Source organism: Nocardia sputorum, from assembly GCF_027924405.1.
Lineage (GTDB): Bacteria > Actinomycetota > Actinomycetes > Mycobacteriales > Mycobacteriaceae > Nocardia > Nocardia sputorum.
Genome location: NZ_AP026978.1, coordinates 5895576 through 5912154, shown reverse-complemented (window position 1 = coordinate 5912154; position 16579 = coordinate 5895576). Strand labels below are relative to the sequence as shown.

Annotated in this window: 19 protein-coding genes; 13 read left to right on the top strand and 6 right to left on the bottom strand. The window is 68.7% G+C overall.

Annotated elements, in window-relative coordinates:
- The first annotated feature begins 25 nt into the window (after positions 1-25).
- Positions 26-1270, top strand: a complete 1245-nt coding sequence (locus tag QMG86_RS26635; protein WP_281875396.1) for an acyl-CoA dehydrogenase family protein — start codon at positions 26-28, stop codon at positions 1268-1270.
- A 269-nt stretch (positions 1271-1539) separates the two neighbouring features.
- Here the strand turns inward: QMG86_RS26635 and QMG86_RS26630 are convergent, their stop codons facing one another.
- The gene (locus tag QMG86_RS26630) at positions 1540-2430 is read right to left on the bottom strand and encodes an alpha/beta fold hydrolase (protein WP_281875395.1); all 891 of its coding nucleotides are present in this window, start codon (positions 2428-2430) and stop codon (positions 1540-1542) included.
- A 62-nt stretch (positions 2431-2492) separates the two neighbouring features.
- Here QMG86_RS26630 and QMG86_RS26625 point away from each other — a divergent pair, with 62 nt between their 5' ends.
- From QMG86_RS26625 to QMG86_RS26615, 3 genes are read left to right on the top strand one after another with little or no spacing between them, the layout of a single operon-like run.
- Positions 2493-3269: an exodeoxyribonuclease III gene (locus QMG86_RS26625; RefSeq protein ID WP_281875394.1), complete on the top strand. Its 777-nt coding sequence runs from the start codon at positions 2493-2495 to the stop codon at positions 3267-3269.
- Entirely contained in the window at positions 3266-3745 is a 480-nt protein-coding gene (locus tag QMG86_RS26620; protein ID WP_281875393.1) for a guanyl-specific ribonuclease, read from the top strand. Before QMG86_RS26625 ends, QMG86_RS26620 begins: the two co-directional genes overlap by 4 nt.
- Complete coding sequence (locus QMG86_RS26615) at positions 3745-4239, top strand: barstar family protein (RefSeq protein WP_281875391.1); 495 nt, start codon at positions 3745-3747, stop codon at positions 4237-4239. Before QMG86_RS26620 ends, QMG86_RS26615 begins: the two co-directional genes overlap by 1 nt.
- 9 nt (positions 4240-4248) lie before the next feature.
- Here the strand turns inward: QMG86_RS26615 and QMG86_RS26610 are convergent, their stop codons facing one another.
- Positions 4249-4884 (bottom strand): TetR/AcrR family transcriptional regulator, encoded by a 636-nt coding sequence (locus tag QMG86_RS26610; RefSeq protein ID WP_281875390.1) that lies wholly within the window; start codon positions 4882-4884, stop codon positions 4249-4251.
- 148 nt (positions 4885-5032) lie between these two features.
- Here QMG86_RS26610 and QMG86_RS26605 point away from each other — a divergent pair, with 148 nt between their 5' ends.
- The 3 genes from QMG86_RS26605 to yhjD all read left to right on the top strand — a co-directional run bounded on the left by QMG86_RS26605 (position 5033) and on the right by yhjD (position 8132).
- Positions 5033-5965 carry an oxygenase MpaB family protein gene (locus QMG86_RS26605; RefSeq protein ID WP_281875389.1) on the top strand — a complete coding sequence of 311 codons (933 nt, stop codon included), beginning with the start codon at positions 5033-5035 and terminating at the stop codon, positions 5963-5965.
- A gap of 21 nt (positions 5966-5986) precedes the next feature.
- Positions 5987-7018: a tryptophan--tRNA ligase gene (gene trpS, locus QMG86_RS26600; protein ID WP_281875388.1), complete on the top strand. Its 1032-nt coding sequence runs from the start codon at positions 5987-5989 to the stop codon at positions 7016-7018.
- An 82-nt stretch (positions 7019-7100) separates the two neighbouring features.
- Positions 7101-8132, top strand: coding sequence for an inner membrane protein YhjD (gene yhjD, locus QMG86_RS26595; RefSeq protein WP_281881144.1), 1032 nt, complete (start codon positions 7101-7103; stop codon positions 8130-8132).
- A 38-nt stretch (positions 8133-8170) separates the two neighbouring features.
- Here yhjD and QMG86_RS26590 read toward each other — a convergent pair whose 3' ends face one another.
- Positions 8171-9472: a D-alanyl-D-alanine carboxypeptidase family protein gene (locus tag QMG86_RS26590; protein ID WP_281875387.1), complete on the bottom strand. Its 1302-nt coding sequence runs from the start codon at positions 9470-9472 to the stop codon at positions 8171-8173.
- A 129-nt stretch (positions 9473-9601) separates the two neighbouring features.
- Between QMG86_RS26590 and QMG86_RS26585 the strand changes: the two genes are divergently transcribed.
- Together QMG86_RS26585 and QMG86_RS26580 are read left to right on the top strand one after the other, a co-directional pair.
- A complete protein-coding gene (locus QMG86_RS26585; RefSeq protein WP_281875386.1) occupies positions 9602-11116 on the top strand; it encodes an MFS transporter in 1515 nt (504 codons plus the stop codon).
- Complete coding sequence (locus QMG86_RS26580; protein WP_281875385.1) at positions 11106-11717, top strand: TetR family transcriptional regulator; 612 nt, start codon at positions 11106-11108, stop codon at positions 11715-11717. The genes QMG86_RS26585 and QMG86_RS26580 overlap by 11 nt, the downstream gene beginning before the upstream one ends.
- A gap of 15 nt (positions 11718-11732) precedes the next feature.
- Here the strand turns inward: QMG86_RS26580 and QMG86_RS26575 are convergent, their stop codons facing one another.
- Both QMG86_RS26575 and QMG86_RS26570 read right to left on the bottom strand, forming a co-directional pair.
- A complete protein-coding gene (locus tag QMG86_RS26575; RefSeq protein ID WP_281875384.1) occupies positions 11733-12632 on the bottom strand; it encodes a phenylalanine 4-monooxygenase in 900 nt (299 codons plus the stop codon).
- A 128-nt stretch (positions 12633-12760) separates the two neighbouring features.
- Positions 12761-13282, bottom strand: a complete 522-nt coding sequence (locus QMG86_RS26570) for a DUF4396 domain-containing protein (RefSeq protein ID WP_281875383.1) — start codon at positions 13280-13282, stop codon at positions 12761-12763.
- 107 nt (positions 13283-13389) lie between these two features.
- On the opposite strand from QMG86_RS26570, the gene QMG86_RS26565 reads away from it, so the two are divergent.
- Positions 13390-13587, top strand: a complete 198-nt coding sequence (locus QMG86_RS26565; RefSeq protein WP_281875382.1) for a type II toxin-antitoxin system VapB family antitoxin — start codon at positions 13390-13392, stop codon at positions 13585-13587.
- Positions 13588-13594: 7 nt separating this feature from the next.
- Here the strand turns inward: QMG86_RS26565 and QMG86_RS26560 are convergent, their stop codons facing one another.
- Positions 13595-13894 carry a DUF6881 domain-containing protein gene (locus QMG86_RS26560; protein WP_281875381.1) on the bottom strand — a complete coding sequence of 100 codons (300 nt, stop codon included), beginning with the start codon at positions 13892-13894 and terminating at the stop codon, positions 13595-13597.
- A gap of 265 nt (positions 13895-14159) precedes the next feature.
- On the opposite strand from QMG86_RS26560, the gene radC reads away from it, so the two are divergent.
- The 3 genes from radC to QMG86_RS26545 are packed head-to-tail and all read left to right on the top strand — an operon-like array spanning position 14160 to position 16566.
- On the top strand, positions 14160-14831 hold the full coding sequence (gene radC / locus QMG86_RS26555) for a RadC family protein (protein WP_281875380.1): 672 nt from the start codon (positions 14160-14162) through the stop codon (positions 14829-14831).
- A gap of 38 nt (positions 14832-14869) precedes the next feature.
- Positions 14870-15556: a HEAT repeat domain-containing protein gene (locus tag QMG86_RS26550; protein ID WP_281875379.1), complete on the top strand. Its 687-nt coding sequence runs from the start codon at positions 14870-14872 to the stop codon at positions 15554-15556.
- Positions 15550-16566, top strand: coding sequence for a HEAT repeat domain-containing protein (locus QMG86_RS26545; protein ID WP_281875378.1), 1017 nt, complete (start codon positions 15550-15552; stop codon positions 16564-16566). Before QMG86_RS26550 ends, QMG86_RS26545 begins: the two co-directional genes overlap by 7 nt.
- Positions 16567-16579: the final 13 nt, after the last annotated feature.

Below are 16579 nucleotides of genomic sequence, written 5' to 3'. Positions count from 1 at the left end.
CTCGGGGAATGTGAGGAGAACGACGATGTTCGAATGGTCCGAGACCGATCTGCTGATCCGCGACGCCGTCCGGGCGTTCATCGACAGGGAGATCCGCCCGAATCTGGACGCGCTCGACAGCGGCGATTTGCCGCCGTACCCCGTCATCCGGAAGTTGTTCCGCGAGTTCGGGATCGACGTGATGGGCGGCGAGGCTGTGCAGAAGATGCTGGCCAAGCAGGAGGCGCGCGCGGCGGGGGAGCCGGAACCGGAGCGGAAGAGTTCCGGCGCGAGCCCGTTCGCCGGACAGGAATCGCTGATGGCGGTGCTCATCGGCGAGCTGTCGGGGGTGTGCATGGGCCTGGTCTCCGCGATGGGGGTGAGCATCGGTCTGGGCGCCACCACGATCATGTCGCGAGGCACCCTGGCTCAGAAGCAGCGCTGGCTGGGGGACATCGTCACCATGCGCAAGGTGGCGTCCTGGGCGATCACCGAACCGGACTCCGGTTCCGACGCGTTCGGCGGCATGAAGACCTACGTCAAGCGCGACGGGGAGGACTACCTGCTCAACGGCCAGAAGACCTTCATCACCAACGGTCCGTACGCCGACGTGATGATCGTCTACGCGAAGCTCGACGACGGCGCGGGCGGCGACAAGCGCGACCGCAAAGTGCTCGCCTTCGTGCTGGACAAGGGCATGCCCGGCCTCACCCAGGGGAAGCCGTTCAAGAAGATGGGCCTGCATTCCTCGCCGACCGGTGAGCTGTTCTTCGACAACGTGCGCGTCGGCCGGGACCGGCTCCTCGGCGAGACCGAGGAGCACAAGGGCGGCGACGGGCGGGAGAGCGCGCGGTCCAGCTTCACCGCCGAGCGCGTCGGCGTGGCGTTCATGGCGCTGGGCATCATCAACGAGTGTCATCGGCTGTGCGTGGAGTACGCCAAGACCCGCAAGCTCTGGGGCCAGGAGATCGGGCGATTCCAGCTGGTCCAGTTGAAGCTGGCGAAGATGGAGATCGCGCGGATCAACGTGCAGAACATGGTGTTCAACACGCTCGAGCGCGGCCGGGCGGGCAAACCCCCGACCCTGGCCGAAGCCTCCGCGATGAAGCTGTACGCCTCCGAGGCCGCCACCGAGGTGGCTATGGAAGCGGTCCAGCTCTTCGGCGGCAACGGCTACATGACCGAGTACCGCGTGGAGCAACTCGCCCGCGACGCCAAGTCGCTGATGATCTACGCGGGCAGCAACGAGATCCAGGTGACCCACATCGCGAAGGGATTGCTGGCGCAGTAAGTCGACAACTTCGCTCGACGGGGAACGTGGTTGTGCGCCCCTCATCTCGGCCGCTTCAGTCGCGTGCTCGGTGCCTGGGGTTCGATTGCCCAACGTTCCCAGCGCACCGCAACCACGTCTTTCGAGCGAAGCGAGACCGAGCATTGCCCGTTCGCGGCCCGGCTCGCGTTTGCGCGGCCGTCGCGCAGGCGACGAAGTCGCAAGCGGCGGTCGCGCAAACGCGAGCCACAAGGGGGCCGCGAACACCCAGCGCCGAAGGCGCTGGAAAATCACACAGCCCGTAACCGTGTGCGGCTGGCGTAGACGTGCTCGGCGATGAGGGTGGCGATGCGGTCGGGCGCTTCCAGCATCGGTACGTGGCCGACGCCGTTGACCAGGATGCGGTCGGCGGATTCGGGCAGTTCCTTCAAGTAGCGGCGGGCGTACACGCGGTTGGGGATCACCCGGTCGTACTCCGAGAGCAGCAGCCGGACCGGCGTGCGCAGGGTGGAGAGGTCTTCCTGGGCCGGCGCCCGCATCGCGCCGAGAATCATCGGCACCATCGCCGGGCAGTGCAGTGCGGCGGCGAGGGCGGCGGCAGCGTCGCGCCGGGGCACCGCGGCGGCCTGCTTGCTCAGGGCGAGCAGCGCGATCCGCTGGGCGAGCCTGTTGCCGATCGCGAATCCGCCCAAGCGCTTGCCGATTTCGACGATCGGCACCAGGGAGAGGAATTTGAGATTGACCCGCCACTGCGTCAGCGACGGCGCGTGCCAGCCGCCCGCGGGCGCGATGAGCGTCAGGGTGCGGGCACGTCCGCGGCGGGCGAGTTCGACGCCGACCAGACCGCCGAGCGAGTTGCCCGCGATATGGCAGGTGCGCCAACCCAGTTCGTCGAGCTGTTCGCAGATCCGGTCGGCCAGCGTCGACACGTTCACCGCCGGGCCCTCGGCGGGCGCACCGCCCCAGTGGCCCGCGAACGCGGGCGCGAACACTTCGCAGTGCGTCGACAGTCGCGCGGCGGTCTGCTCCCAGCAGTGCGGCGACATCATGAATCCGTGCAGCAACAGCAGCGGGTCGCCGGAACCCACATGCAATGCCTTGATCGGCTGGGGCTGTTTCGCCCGGGTGGATCCGCGCACGGCGGCGGAGGAGGACTGGGAGGTGTCGGACGACATCGTCATCACCCCTTCCTGGACGGCAGTGTCCGGGGGACTTCATCTGACCAGCATTGTACGGTCGTGGGGTGCCGTATATCTCGACAGTGAACGTGAACGGTGTCCGCGCGGCCGCGGGCAAGGGGCTGCTGGCCTGGCTCACGGCCACCGAGGCGGATGTCGTGTGCGTGCAGGAGACCCGCGCCACCGACGAGCAGGTGAGGGCCGCGCTGGCCCCCGCCCTCGACGCGGGATGGCAGTTGTCGCACGCCGAGCCGGAGTCCAAGGGCCGCGCCGGTGTCGGCATCCTGTCCCGGCGGGCGCCGAGCGCGGTGCGAGTCGGCTTCGGCAGCAGTGAGTTCGCGGCCGCGGGCCGCTATCTCGAGGCCGACTTCGACGACGTCACCGTGGCCAGCGTCTACGTGCACTCCGGTGACGCGGGCACGGTTCGCCAAGACGAGAAGTATCGCTTCATGGCCGAGCTCGGCGCGTACCTCGCGACCCGAACCGGGGATTTCGTAGTCGCCGGGGACTGGAACATCGCGCACACCGAGCGTGATCTGAAGAACTGGAAGGGCAACCTGAAGTCGGCCGGGTTCCTGCCGCAGGAGCGGGCGTGGATCGATGAACTGCTGGCCGCCGGATACGTCGACGTGGTGCGCAAGCTGCATCCCGAGGTCGACGGTCCGTACAGCTGGTGGTCCTACCGTGGCCGCGCGTTCGACAACGACAGCGGCTGGCGCATCGACTATCACCTGGCCCGAGGCGATCTGGCCACCCGCGCCAAAGCCGCGATAGTGGAGCGCGCCGCCGCCTACGACCAGCGCTGGTCCGACCACGCCCCCGTCACGGTGCAGTACCGATGAACCGGGCGCGATTGACGCGTGGTCTCGGCGTCCTGGGCGCGGTCGCTCTGGTGCTGCTCGCCGCGGTGCTGGCGCTGTACGACGGTGGCGATACCACCCCGGCCGCGCCGTCGAGTCGCGCGACGACCGTCGCGGTCACCCCGACCGCCGCCCCGCGCGGTGGGGACACCGCCTCGCCGGTCACCCAGGCGGCCGGCGTCCCCGAACGCGCGTACGTCACCCTGCGGGAGATCGATGCGGGACGGTGGCCGGACTCGGCGAACGCCCCGGGCACCAAAGGGGGCGAGCGATGGCAGAACCGCGGCCGCGACCTGCCCACCACCGACGGCTCCGGTAAACCGATCACCTATCAGGAATGGGACGTCAATCCCAAGCAGCCCGGCCGATCCCGCGACGCCGAACGCATCGTCACCGGCAGCGACGGCTCGGCCTGGTACACCGGCGACCACTACCAGACCTTCACGAGGATGCGCTGATGACAAAGACCGTCACGCTGTCGCAGTTCCTTGCCCGTCCCGACGCGGACGACGCGCCGCCCAGCGCGGAACTCGCGCCGCCGCGCGTCACGTTCGGCGCGCTCGCGGTCGACGCCGCCGAGTTCAGCGCGGTGCGGGACAAGGCGCCTTCCGGCTACCTGGTGCGCGAGCTGCGCGGCGCGAAGATGCCGACCACCGCCCGGCTGTTCGACGAGTTCGCCGCCGCGTTCCAGTTTCCGTACTACTTCGGTGAGAACAAGGACGCATTCGACGAATGCCTGCGTGACCTGGACGATTTCCTCGGCGAAGGCGCCGGATACGTTGCGGTGGTGCGCGAGTCGGCCGAGTTGCTGGCCGAGGAGCCGATCGAGCGCGACTGGTTCGCCGAGGCCATGCGCGACTGCGCCGCCTACTGGTCGCGGCGGGACGTGCTCTTCCGGGTCGTCCTGCAAGGCGACGCGCCCGATCTGCAGGACGTGTCGCTGCGGCTGTGACCGGGGCCGTTACCGCAATTTGTCGGCCAGGTCCTCGCCGAGCAGGACGAAGACGTCGACCGTGTGCTCGATCAGTTCGTCGCGGGTGAGGTTCAGATCGCCCTGGAGCCAAGCGGTCAGCGTCTGCACCAGCCCCCCGACCAGGTAGAGGGCGCGGAAGTCGACCGCCGAGGCGGGGGCCGAGTCGGGCATCCGGTAGAAGTCGGTGCCCTCCGCGGCCACCATCCGCGCGAATCCGCGGACCGTCTCGGTGGTGCGGGCGCGCAGTTCCGGGGTCGCCATGCCCGCGATCAACGCTGCCTTCGCCTTGCGTGGGTCGTCGGTGAGCAGATGTACGCCGGCGGTGATCGCGGCGTGCGCGGTGGCGCGTGTGTCCGGCGCGGCGGTGCGCACGGCCGCGAGAATGGCCGCCGCGAGTTCTGCGGCGATTCCGTCGATCAGGGCGGTGAGCACGGCGTCGCGGCTGTCGAAGTTCTCGTAGTAGTACCGCTCGTTGAGACCGGCCCGCGCGCACAACCCCGACACGGTGAGTTTCCCCAGCCCCTCAGTGCCGATGATCTCGAGCGCGGCCTCCAGCAACGCGCCGCGCCGCTGGGCCCGGCGCTCCTCGGCGGATATGCCTCCATAGGTTCGTTGCGCCGTCACAGTTCGATTCTTACAGGTGCCTCAGGTCCCAGCGTCTACCTCGCCGTCCACGCCGGACGCGGCTCGGCAACATTCTGGAGGTATCTCTTGCCAGAATAGCGGATTCTGGTGGATGCTATTGCCAGATGTTCTCGACGAGGAGGCGGCGATGTCCGAGCCCGGCTATTTCAGTGACCACTCGATGGTCCGGCGGGTGATGAGCAAGCGCGCGGTGGGGCTGACCTACGGCTTGCGCGCGCTGGTGATCGGCGCGGTGCACCCGCTGCTCTACGTCGGCACCGCGGAGAACACCGAGCACCGGATGACGCCCTACACCCGGCTCGCGCTCACCGGCCGCCTGTTCGAGGCGGTGTTCCTCGGCAGCAGAGCCGAGGCCGACCGCGCGCTGGCATTCACCAGGAAACGGCACGTCAAGGTGCGTGGCGCGCTCCCGGAGGACGCCGGAGCCCACCATCCGGCAGGCACCGGATACTCCGCGCTCGACCCGCACCTGATGTTCATGACGATGGCCTTCACGTTCGACTCCGCCGAGGTGATGTACGACCTGCTGGTGCGCACCATGACCGATGGCGAGCGGGAGGGGCTCTACCAGGACTACGTGCGCTGGGCCGAGCTGTTCGGGATGCCCGCGGACGCCGCACCGGCCGATTACGCCGGGTTCCGGGCCTACTTCGACGACTATCTCGCCTCCGACCAACTGTTCCTGACCGACGAGGCGCGGCTGGTCGGTTCCTACCTGGCCGGACAGCGCGTCCCGTATTCGCAGGGCGTGCCGATGCAGCAGGTCACCTCCGCGTTCTACCTGCTGGTGCAGGGCAGTCTGCCGGCCCGCATCCGGCGGATGTACGGCATGCGCTGGGGCGCGGTCGAGGAGGTCGCCTACCGGGGGCTTTCCCAGGCGGTCCGCACCGCGCACGTGTCGGTTCCGCTGGTGCCCCCGGTGCTGCGGGACACGCTCGCCGGCCCGAGCGCGCCGGTCTACAAAATGCTGTCCCGGCGTGAGCGCGAACTGGTCAGCGGCGGCAGGCCGAGCATGCCCGGAGTGGACCCGCGCAACTGGGTGCAGCGAAATTCGGCTTGAGTCGCATGCGAAGATCGGGGTATGTCCAGTCCTGCGCCCAGCCCGGCCGCCGAACGCAAACAGCGGGTTCTGTCCGGGATCCAGCCGACCAGCTCCTCGTTTCATCTAGGGAACTACCTTGGCGCGCTGCAGTACTGGGTGACCATGCAGGACGACTACGACGCGCTGTATTTCATCCCGGATCTGCACGCGATCACGGTGCCGCAGGAGCCCAAGGAGCTGAGGCTGCGCACCAAGGCCGCCGCCGCGCAGCTGCTCGCGCTGGGCATCGACCCGAAGAAGTCGACCTTGTTCGTGCAGAGCCAGGTACCCGAGCACGCCGAGCTGGCCTGGGTGCTGAGCTGTCTCACCGGTTTCGGCGAGGCCAGCCGGATGACCCAGTTCAAGGACAAGTCGGTGAAGCAGGGGGCGGAGAACGCGACCGTCGGTCTGTTCACCTACCCGGTGCTGATGGCCGCCGACATCCTGCTCTACCGCGCCCATCAGGTGCCCGTCGGCGAGGACCAGCGTCAGCACCTGGAGCTGACCCGGAACCTGGCCCAGCGCTTCAATACTCGGTTCAAGAAGACGTTCGTGGTGCCGGAGGCGCACATCGTCAAGGGCACGGCGAAGATCCACGACCTGCAGGATCCGACCGCGAAGATGAGCAAGTCCGCCTCCACCGACGCGGGCCTGATCAACCTCCTCGACGACCCGAAGGTCACCGCGAAGAAGGTGAAATCCGCGGTCACCGACACCGAACGCGAGATCCGGTACGACCCGGAGCGCAAGCCGGGCGTCAGCAACCTGCTGGTGATCCTGAGTTCGCTGACCGGTGCGCCGATCGTCACCCTGGAGAAGGACTTCGAGGGTAAGGGCTACGGCGAGCTGAAAGCCGACGTGGCGGACGCGCTGGTCGAATTTGTCACGCCGTTGCGGGCGAAGGTGCAAGAGTACATGTCGGATCAAGGTGAACTCGACCGTGTACTCGCCGCCGGAGCCGAGCGCGCGCGAGAGATCGCCGGCAACACCCTCGCACAGGTCTACGACCGGGTCGGCTTGCTGAGCCGCTAGGCTGCCGCGCCTTCGCTGGGCGGTTGTCGCGCGCCCGGCCGGGTAACACCGGTGTGAGGTCTCTTGGTCGAAGGGGCGAATGGTGCAGGTGATCGACAATGTCAAAGCCGGGATCGAACGCCGGATTCAGGCGCAGCCGTGGCTGGACCACTTGGTCCGCACCGCGGGACGCTATCAGCGGCAACGCGGCGACTACTACGCGGCGGGTATCACGTATTTCACTGTGCTGTCGTTGTTTCCGCTGCTCATGATCGCTTTCTCGGTCGCGGGCGTGGTCTTGTCCAGCAATCCGGAGCTGCTGGAGGAGTTACGGTCCAAGATCGTCGAGAACATTCCCGGCTCGTTCGGCACCCAGCTCAACGACCTGGTCGATCAGGCGGTGGAGTCGCGGCGCACGGTCGGCGTGCTGGGTCTGGTCACCGGCGTCTACAGCGGGTTGGGCTGGATGGCCAACCTGCGTGCCGCGCTCACCGAGCAATGGGAGCAGAAGTCCCCGGACGGCAATTGGCTGATGACCAAGCTCTCCGATCTGGGGGCGCTGGTCGGTCTCGGGCTCGCCTTCGCCGTGTCGCTCGGGTTGTCGGCGTTGGCCTCGAGCACCCTCGGCAGGCGGCTGCTCGAGAGCATCGGCCTCGATGAAGCGCCCGGGGCGGGCGTGCTGCTGTGGCTGTTGTCCACCTCGCTCGGGTTCCTCGCCTCCTGGGCGGTGTTCGCGTGGGTCATCGCCCGATTGCCCCGGGAGCCGGTGACGCTGGCCAGCGCCGCCAAGGCGGCTGCCATGGCCGCGCTGGTGTTCGAGGTGTTCAAGATCGTCGCGTCGATCTATCTGCGATCGGTGCTGAGCAGCCCCGCGGGCGCCACATTCGGCTCGATCATCGGCCTGATGGTGTTCAGTTACGTCACCTACCGCATCGTCCTGTTCGCCACCGCGTGGGCCGCCACCGCGGCGGAGAACGAGCCGGAAGCGGAGATTCCCGCACCCGGACCCGCCGTGATAGCGCCGCGGGTCAGCGCACGCGAGATATCGGCGGGCGTGGGCGCCGCCTACTTCGGCGCGGGCGCGCTTGCCGCCCTCGCGCTTTCCGGCCTACGTAAGTTGCCCGGACGTCGCTGATCTGTCCACCGCGCCGAGTGGCTCGTGCGCGGGTTCGATCAGCGCCGCCGGTTGACCTGCCGTGCGGCTAGCAGCAGCGCGGCGACCACGAGGACGCCGCCGATGATCAGCAGGGTTCTGGCGCCGGTCCGGCGATCCTCGGCCGCGGGCATGGCGGACGGGTCGCTGCCCGGCACCGAAGGCGTGGCCCGGTCGCTGCCCGCCGTGGGCGGCGCGGCCAAGGTGACCGCGCTCTGGTCCCGCTGGGGCACCACCGCACCGGGCAGGTTGCCGATCGCGGCGCCGCGGGGCAGGGCGAATCCGTAATCGAGCAGGCGGGCGGCCTGTTCCCAGGGCCGCAACGGTTGCACGTCGGCCTTGAGCAGGGTGACGGTGAGTCTGCGGCCGCCCCGCTGTGCGGCGGCGACGAAGGTCTGGCGCGCGTCGTCGGTGAAGCCGGTCTTGCCGCCGAGCGCGCCGTCGTAGTTGTAGAGCAACTGGTTGTCGTTGCCGATCGGGTAGCCGGGACGGTCGGTGTCGCCGGGAATCGCCGGGTCGGCCGGGTAGCCCGGGAAGTCGACCTGCTCGGTGTGGATCAGCTCGGCGAACAGCGGGATGGTCATGGCCTCGCGAAACAGCACGGCGAGGTCGTAGGCCGAGGTACTCATCCCGGGCCCGTCCAGCCCGGACGGCGTGGCCGTGCGAGTGTCCATGGCGCGCAACGATTTCGCCAAGTCGTTCATCTTCGCGACGGTCGCCGCGTCGCCGCCGAGCTGCGCGGCGATGGCATGCGCCGCGTCGTTGCCCGAAGCCATGATCAGCGCCTGCATGAGCTGCCGGTTCGTATATCGGCCGCCCGGCCCGATGCCGACGCGGGTGCCGTCGACATCGGCGTCGGCCTGCGTGCCGACCACCACCTTGTCCAGCTGCAGCGTGCGCAGCGCCAGCGTGGCCAGCAGCACTTTGATCGTGCTGGCGGGCCGGTAACGCCCGTGCGGGTCCTTCGCGGCCAGCACTTCGCCGCTGTCCAGATCCGCCACCAGCCAAGCCGTCGCCGAGATGTCCTGCGGGGCGGGTGGCGCGGCTTTGGGAAGCACCACGCCGCACTCGCCGAGGCGCGCGCCGCCGATCGGCGGGGAGGGGATCGGCAGCGGGGCCGGGGTCGGTTGTCCGGGCGCGGGCACTTCGGAGGCGTCGATCGGCGCGGGCGGCAACGTCTTCTGCGGGCAGCCGTCGGTGTTCGGGGTGGTGAACGGCGTAGTGGTGCCGGGCTCGGCGAGCGACGGCGCGGCCGTCGCTCCGATCGCGGCGACGGCCAGCACGACGCCCACGCAGAGCAAGGCACGGCGAGTGATCTTCATCGCCGATGAGCCTAGCGAGCGATCCGGTGATCGGCCGCACACGCTCGGCAGGTCCGGACAAGATATTGACAGACTCTACTAAATGACAGTTACTATCAAAAGGTTGCAACTCCCATTTTTGGAGGCGTCATGAAGAACGACTCGCCCCGGCGCTGGCTTGCCCTCGGCGCGCTGGCAGTGGCGATGCTGACCATCGGGCTCGACGTCACCGTGCTGACCGTGGCGCTGCCCACGCTCGCGGTCGACCTGAACGCGAATACCGCCGCGCTGCAGTGGTTCAGCAGCGCCTACACGCTGGCGCTGGCCGCCGTGATGCTGCCCGCGGGCGCGCTCGGCGACCGCTACGGCCGCAAGAAGTTCCTGCTGGCGGCCCTGGCGCTGTTCGGCATCGCGTCCGTCGCCTGTGCCGTGGCCGGCTCGCCCGGTGAGCTCATCGCGGCGCGGGTCGTGCTCGGTATCGCGGCGGCGGCGATGATGCCGCTGTCGATGTCGGTGCTGCCCGCGATGTTCCCCGAACCGGCCGATCTCCAGCGCGCGCTCACGATCTGGATCACCTCGACCGCGATCGGCTTGCCACTGGGCCCGATCGTGGGCGGCTGGCTGCTGCGCAACTTCTGGTGGGGGTCGGTGTTCCTGATCAACGTGCCGATGGTCGTGATCGGTGCGCTCGCCGTCGCCGTACTCGTGCCCGAATCGCGCAGCGCGCAGCGCTTCCGGATCGATCTGCCCGGAGTGGCATTGTCCGCGGCGGGCATGCTCGGGCTCACCTACGGCTTCATCCGGATCGGTGAGCAGGGCTGGAGCGACGGCCCGGCCTGGGCGACCGTCGCGACCGGTGTGCTGCTGTTCGGCGCGTTCCTGGCCTGGCAGCGCAAGACCACGCATCCGCTGGTCGACCTCGGGTTGTTCGCGGCAGATGGATTCCGTTGGGGCACAGCATTTTCCATCGTGGTGAACTTCGCCATGTTCGGCATGTTCTTCACCGTTCCGCAATACTTCCAAGCGGTGCTCGGCGTGGACGCGCTGGGCAGCGGCCTGCGGTTGCTTCCGCTGATCGGCGGGTTGCTGGTGGGCAGCAGGCTGGTCGACAAGGTGCTGCCGAAACTTGGCCTTCGCATCGTCATCACCGCCGGGTTCACCCTCTTGGCCGGTTCGCTGGTGCTGGGCGCGCTCACCACGGTGGACAGCGGCTACGGCTTCACCGCCCTGTGGCTGACGCTGCTCGGCGCCGGAATGGGGTTGGTGATGCCCGCCGCGATGGGCATGGCGATGGGTGAACTGGACGCGGAGCGCTCCGGCTCCGGTTCCGCGCTGTTGCAGGCCCTGCGCCAAGCGGGCGGCACGATCGGCGTCGCGGTGCTGGGCACCGTGCTGTCCACCCGGTACCGATCGGAACTCGGCGCGCTGAACCGCGAACCGATCGACGACGGCGTGAACGCGGGGGTCGCCACGGCACGCAAGCTGGGTGATCCGTCGATGCTGCACCAGGTGCAGACGGCTTTCCTCGGCGGCATGAGCGCGATGCTCTGGGCCTGCGCGGGGCTGTGCCTGCTGGCGGCCGTGCTCGCGGCGACCGTGGTGCGTGCCCGGCAACCCGCGCGGGCGGCGGAGCCGGGTGCGGCAGAATCAATACATGTCGGTTGAGCTACCCGCGAACGGGACGGCGCAGGGTTTGCGCGAGCGGAAGAAGGAACGGACCCGCCGGACGATTCGTCTCGAAGCATTCCGGCTGTTCCGCGAGCAGGGCTACAACGAGACGACCGTCGAACAGATCGCCGCGGCCGCCGATGTCTCGCCGAGCACCTTCTTCCGCTACTTCCCGTCCAAGGAACAGTTGGTGCTCGCCGACGACCTGGATCCGCTGATGCTCGAGGCGCTGCGGCGTCAGTCGCGCGATATCAAGCCGATGGCGGCCTTCCGCAACGCGGTGCTCGAGGTCTTCGGGAATCTGCCCGCCGCCGAGCTGGCGTTCGAACAGGAGCGGCAGGCACTGCTGTATCACGTGCCGGAGCTGCGGTCGGCCATCGGCTTGGAGATCATCCGCAGCATCGATCTCATCGCGAGCCTGCTGGCCGATCATCTCGGCCGGGCCGCCGACGACTTCGAGGTGCGGGTGGCGGCGGGCGCGATGGCGGGCGCGGCCCTCGGCATGGCGACGATGACGCCGTTGAACGTCGAGAACATCACCCGCACGTTGGATTTCCTGGACGCGGGCATGCCGCTCGCGCCGCGGCCCGAGTCCTGAGGTCGTGACCCGGCGCTACCGCGCTGGGGCGGTGCCCGCGTGCCGCAAGCGATCGGGTGTTTCGTCGTCCATCGTCGCGAAGAAGCCGCCGATCACGTCCTCGATCTCGGCGATCGAGTCCGCGCAGTAGAGAACCGGCTGGTAGTGCGTGATGTCGTAGGTCGCGGTGCCCATCTGGGCGATGTCGAGGGGGCGCAGCTCGGCGTGCCGGAACTCCTCGATCTCCCCATAGGACGACAGCAGGCCCGCGCCGTAACAGCGGACCTCGCCGTGTTCCCGGACGACGCCGAACTCCATCGAGAACCAGAAGACGTCGGCGAGGAATTTCAGGGCGCGGTCGGTGGTCAAGCGCGCGACCGCCGCACCGACCGTCGCGTAGATCGCCGCGAAGCGAGGGCTGGCGATCTGGTTGGCGTGACCGATGATCTCGTGGATGGCGTCCGGCTCGGGGGTGTACAACGGCGCGGAGTGATGCCGGATGTACTGCGTGGAGTGGAAGATCCGATCGGCGAACGAACCGAAGAACTCCCGCAGCGGCACCAGGCCCGCGGCCGGGGCGTAACGGAACCCGGTCAGCGGTGTCAGCGCGGCGGAGACCTCGTCCAGTTGCGGGATGTGATCGGTGGGCAACGCGAGCGCCTCGGCGGCCGTGAGCACCTCCGCGCTGGCATAGTTGCGATGCTTGCGGGCGAGTTCGGCCGACACGATTCGCCACACCTGCTGCTCTTCGTCGGTGTAGGAGATGTGCGGGAGCGGCTTTCCCGGCGCGTAGTCCAGCGCCAGCGCCGCGATGGCGTTGCGCCGGGCCCGGTATACCGGGTCGTGTACGCCGGGGTGCTCCTCGCTCAGGTGCACGGTCACATCGCCGTCGCCGGTGCGGGTCACCGGCGAGTACAGCTGCGCCTCGGTGAACATATCTCGATGCAAGCACCGCCGGAACCCGCCGACAACAAAAGCCCGTTCAGCTGAGCAGTCTGCCTAGCTGAACGGGCATATAGCCGACAATCCCGGCACTGGAAGGCGCGGATCCGGCGGCGTGCTGATCAGTGCGCGCCGTGCAGCGAATGCACCACCGCGTGGCCTTTGCTGCGGCCGATCATCCACTTGTTGACCGGCGTGGTCACCACGAAAGCCACCGCGAACGCGACGGCGAGGGTGGCCCAGAACAGCACGGTGTCCAGGTGGGCGTCCATCGCGCCCGGGACCGCCAGGATCACGGCGTTGTCCACGATCTCCATGACCGTGATGGACACCGTGTCGGCGGCCAGTGCGGTGCCGACCGCGGCGGCCAACGGCAGGCCCGCCCGCAGCACGCCGCGCATGGTGAACGCGTAGCCGAACACGAACGCGAGCACGATGGCCAGCACCATCGTCGAGGCGTTGTTCCAGCCCAGCGCGGTGCCGATCACCATGCCGAGGATCTCGCCGACGGCGCAGCCGGTGAGGCAGTGCAGCGTCGCCATGGCCGCCATCCGCCAGGTAGCGGGGGAGTGGTGTCCGGCGTGCTGTGCGGTGTGCGTGGCGTGCGTGGCGTGCTCGGTCGACGGGTGGTGCCTGTGTTCCATGGGTGGAACTATACCCCCGTAGGGTATGAATGCAAGGCCGAGTTCCGGATTTGCCGGACATGAGCGGGCGCCATGCCGCAAGATGGCGAAAGTACGAAGGAGGGCGCATGAAATCCGTGCGGATCGATCTCGACCAGGACTTACTCGCCGCGGCTGCCGCCATCATGGGCACGTCGACCAGCGACGCCACCATCAACGAGGCCTTGCGCCGGATCGTCGTGCACGAGCGCCAGCTGCACAATCTGGCGCGGCTCGCCGCGCAGGCGTTCGTGGGGCTACCGGACGTCGCGGTGGTGGACCGCTAGGACGGGGCTATCGGGGCGAGGTCGGCCGTTGCTCGTCGAGAGCGTGCCGCCAGACCTCGTCGAACTCCGTGGCGTCGATCTGGAGTGCGGTGAATTCGGTCTCCTCGCTCAGCTCATCCGGCGCTGGAACCGGGATCTGACCGAGTTCGGTGGTGCCGGTGCCGCGATCGGAATCGGCCCAATCGCGGTGCCCGTCGCGGAAGACTTCGACCTTGCGCACCTCGAAACCGTCGTCACCGATCTCGCTGAACAGCTCGACCGGTTCGTCGTCGAAATCGTGGTGCCATTGCGCTTTCAGGTACCACATCGCCATCAGCTCCCCAGTTCGCGACCGCCTCGGTTACCGAACCGCACATCAGCCAGCATATGGGCGCGGCGTCGCGCTGCCGAGTCGTCCGTACGGTTCGTGGGAAGGAACGGGGCGGACGTGCCTCGGCGTCTGCTGCTGAGCTCTCGGGTTGGTACTTCGAGGAACCGGCGAGGCAGGTGCGGCCCGGTCCGGTCCTGGCCGAACTGTCGGTGGCCCCTGGCAGAATCCCGGGCACTGTTGGCGTGACCGAGGGGTGGGAGTCATGGCGGTCTCTCTAGTCGACGTACCGGTGGCGCAGCGGCCGCGGGAACGGTTGCTGGCACTGGGGCCGCACGCGTTGAGCGACGCGGAGTTGCTGGCCCTGCTGTTACGACAGGGCAGGCGCGGTGCGAGCGCGCTGGACCTGGCGGTGGAGTTGCTCGTCGAGCACGGCGGGCTCGCCGGGCTGGCGTCCGCGCGTCCGGAGGAGCTGTCCCGCCGGGCGGGCATCGGCGTGGCGAAGGCCGCCGCGATCATCGCCGCCTTCCACCTCGGGGCACGGGCACGCGGCAGGCCGGACACGTCGACCCGGCTCACCAGTTCCGCCGACGTGGCCGCCGCCGCCCTCCCGCTGTTCGCGGGCTGCCGGGTCGAACGCCTGCTCGTGCTGGTCTGCGACGCGCAGAATCGCCTCCGTCAGAAGGTCTTCGTCGCCGAAGGCGCCGTCGACCAGGTCGCCGTCCCCGTCCGGGAAATACTGAACACCGTCCTCCGCCACGACGGCCGAGCCTTCGCCATCGTGCACAACCACCCCTCCGGCGACCCGACCCCCAGCTCCGATGACCGCCGCACCACCACCCTCCTCACCGAAGCGGCCCACACCGTAGGCCTCCGCTTCCTCGACCACGTGGTGATCGCGGGGGAGAAATGGTCGAGCGTCCCGAGATTCGCTTGACCTTCGCACTGTGTGAAGGCCTTCACTGGCTGTCGGAGGTGGTCCCCATCAATTCGACACACAGGAATCCACAACACACCCGGTTGCTCGACGCATTGGCAGCCGCGAACTCGTCGACGAGGCTCCAGGCGGCGCTGGCGATAGGCACGCATCCCGCACCCGGTTTCGTCGATGTCCTGGTGGAGCGGTCCGCGATCGAGCCCGACTTCTTCGTGCGGGACATGCTCACGTGGGCGCTGACTCGGCTCCCGTCGGAGCTCACGGTTCCGAAACTGCTCACGGAGGTTCGTTCCGAGCGGGCCCAGGCCCGCAGCCAAGCGTTGCACACGCTATCCAAGATCGGGGATCCGCGCGCGTGGTCGGCGATCACGCCCTCGTTGCTGCACGATATCGACGATGAAGTCGCGCGAAGTGCGTGGCGCGCTGCCGTCGTGCTCGTGCCCGACGAAGCGAAAGAATGGCTCGGCGTGGAACTGGCCAGGCAATTCGGCCGGGGAGACCGGGAGGTACGGTTGAGCCTGAGCCGCGCCCTCGTCGCGCTCGGGGAGGTGGTCGAACCGGTTCTCCGGACCGCGATGGCGAATCCCGACCCGACGGTCCGGGCGCATGCGCGCGCCACGGAGCGGCTCCTGCGCGACCCGGACGCCGGATTCGACCTCGCCGTCGACGAGGCGCGGCGGGTCGCCGCGCTCGGCCCGGATCGGGAGGAGACGACTGCGTGCTGATCGGTGAGGTGGCGCGCCGCTCGGGAGTGAGCGCCCGCATGCTCAGGCACTACGACTCCCTCGGGCTGGTCCGACCGACCGGCCGCACCGTGGGCGGGTACCGGGAATACTCCCCGGAAGACATCCGGCGGATCTTCCACGTGGAGGGCCTGCGCTCCCTGGGGCTGTCACTGAGCCAGATCGGACGCGCTCTCGATGATGCCGGATTCACCCCGTCCGCGCTGGTCGGCGACCTCATTCGGAAGACCGAAGAACGACTGAACCGGGAGCGAGAACTCCTGGAGCGGCTTCGTGCGGTCGATTCGGCCGAGCCCTCCGGCTGGCAAGACGTCCTGCGCATCGTCGAGCTGCTGCACGGACTCGGTTCGCAGAGCCCCGCCCGGCGGCAGCAGGCCGTCCTGGCCCCGGCCGAGGACGTAGCGGTGCCTGCCGAGCTGCTGGCCGAGGCGGTGCTCACCGAATCCGATCCGTATGTGGCCGGGGCCCTGCGGTGGGCCCTCGCGCGGGCCGGCGGCGACGGTGTGGTGGGCGTGGCGTCTGGCATGGGCTCGGCCGACGTCGACGTCCGGCGGCGCGCGGTGCTCGCGCTCGCCGAGCTGCCGGGCGACGAAACGACCGCGGTACTCACGGACGCGCTCGACGATGAGGACGCGACGGTCCGCAGACATGCGGCGCTCGCACTGGGTGCGCGGGGCGTCACCCGGGCTGTACCTGCACTTGTCCGCACGGTGGTCGAGGGCCCGAACGATGTCGAGGCGGCCGAGTTCTTGGGAATGTTGGCGCGGGACGCGGAATGGGCGGACCGGATCGTGAGTGCCCTGGCCGGCGAACTCGTCGCCCACGCAGCGGACTCGGCGGTGCGGATACGACTGACCCAGGCGCTTGCGGAGATGCCGGGGACCATCGCCCTGGATACCTTGCGGCGACTGGCTCGCGACGAGGACCGCGCCGTGGCCCTTATCGCCTCGGCTTTGGTGGAAATGCTCGGAAAGCGGTCGGAACAGAAGTAGCCCGTTCGGGTCG

Bases quoted from the DNA above. Each gene is read 5' to 3' on its own strand.
- QMG86_RS26590 (WP_281875387.1), bottom strand. From the start codon at position 9,472: ATGAAGATCACTCGCCGTGCCTTGCTCTGCGTGGGCGTCGTGCTGGCC.
- QMG86_RS26620 (WP_281875393.1), top strand. From the start codon at position 3,266: ATGAACCGGGCGCGATTGACGCGTGGTCTCGGCGTCCTGGGCGCGGTC.
- QMG86_RS26635 (WP_281875396.1), top strand. From the start codon at position 26: ATGTTCGAATGGTCCGAGACCGATCTGCTGATCCGCGACGCCGTCCGG.
- QMG86_RS26570 (WP_281875383.1), bottom strand. From the start codon at position 13,282: ATGGAACACAGGCACCACCCGTCGACCGAGCACGCCACGCACGCCACG.
- QMG86_RS26630 (WP_281875395.1), bottom strand. From the start codon at position 2,430: ATGACGATGTCGTCCGACACCTCCCAGTCCTCCTCCGCCGCCGTGCGC.
- QMG86_RS26565 (WP_281875382.1), top strand. From the start codon at position 13,390: ATGAAATCCGTGCGGATCGATCTCGACCAGGACTTACTCGCCGCGGCT.
- QMG86_RS26560 (WP_281875381.1), bottom strand. From the start codon at position 13,894: ATGTGGTACCTGAAAGCGCAATGGCACCACGATTTCGACGACGAACCG.
- radC (WP_281875380.1), top strand. From the start codon at position 14,160: ATGGCGGTCTCTCTAGTCGACGTACCGGTGGCGCAGCGGCCGCGGGAA.
- trpS (WP_281875388.1), top strand. From the start codon at position 5,987: ATGTCCAGTCCTGCGCCCAGCCCGGCCGCCGAACGCAAACAGCGGGTT.
- QMG86_RS26585 (WP_281875386.1), top strand. From the start codon at position 9,602: ATGAAGAACGACTCGCCCCGGCGCTGGCTTGCCCTCGGCGCGCTGGCA.
- QMG86_RS26580 (WP_281875385.1), top strand. From the start codon at position 11,106: ATGTCGGTTGAGCTACCCGCGAACGGGACGGCGCAGGGTTTGCGCGAG.
- QMG86_RS26575 (WP_281875384.1), bottom strand. From the start codon at position 12,632: ATGTTCACCGAGGCGCAGCTGTACTCGCCGGTGACCCGCACCGGCGAC.
- QMG86_RS26615 (WP_281875391.1), top strand. From the start codon at position 3,745: ATGACAAAGACCGTCACGCTGTCGCAGTTCCTTGCCCGTCCCGACGCG.
- QMG86_RS26605 (WP_281875389.1), top strand. From the start codon at position 5,033: ATGTCCGAGCCCGGCTATTTCAGTGACCACTCGATGGTCCGGCGGGTG.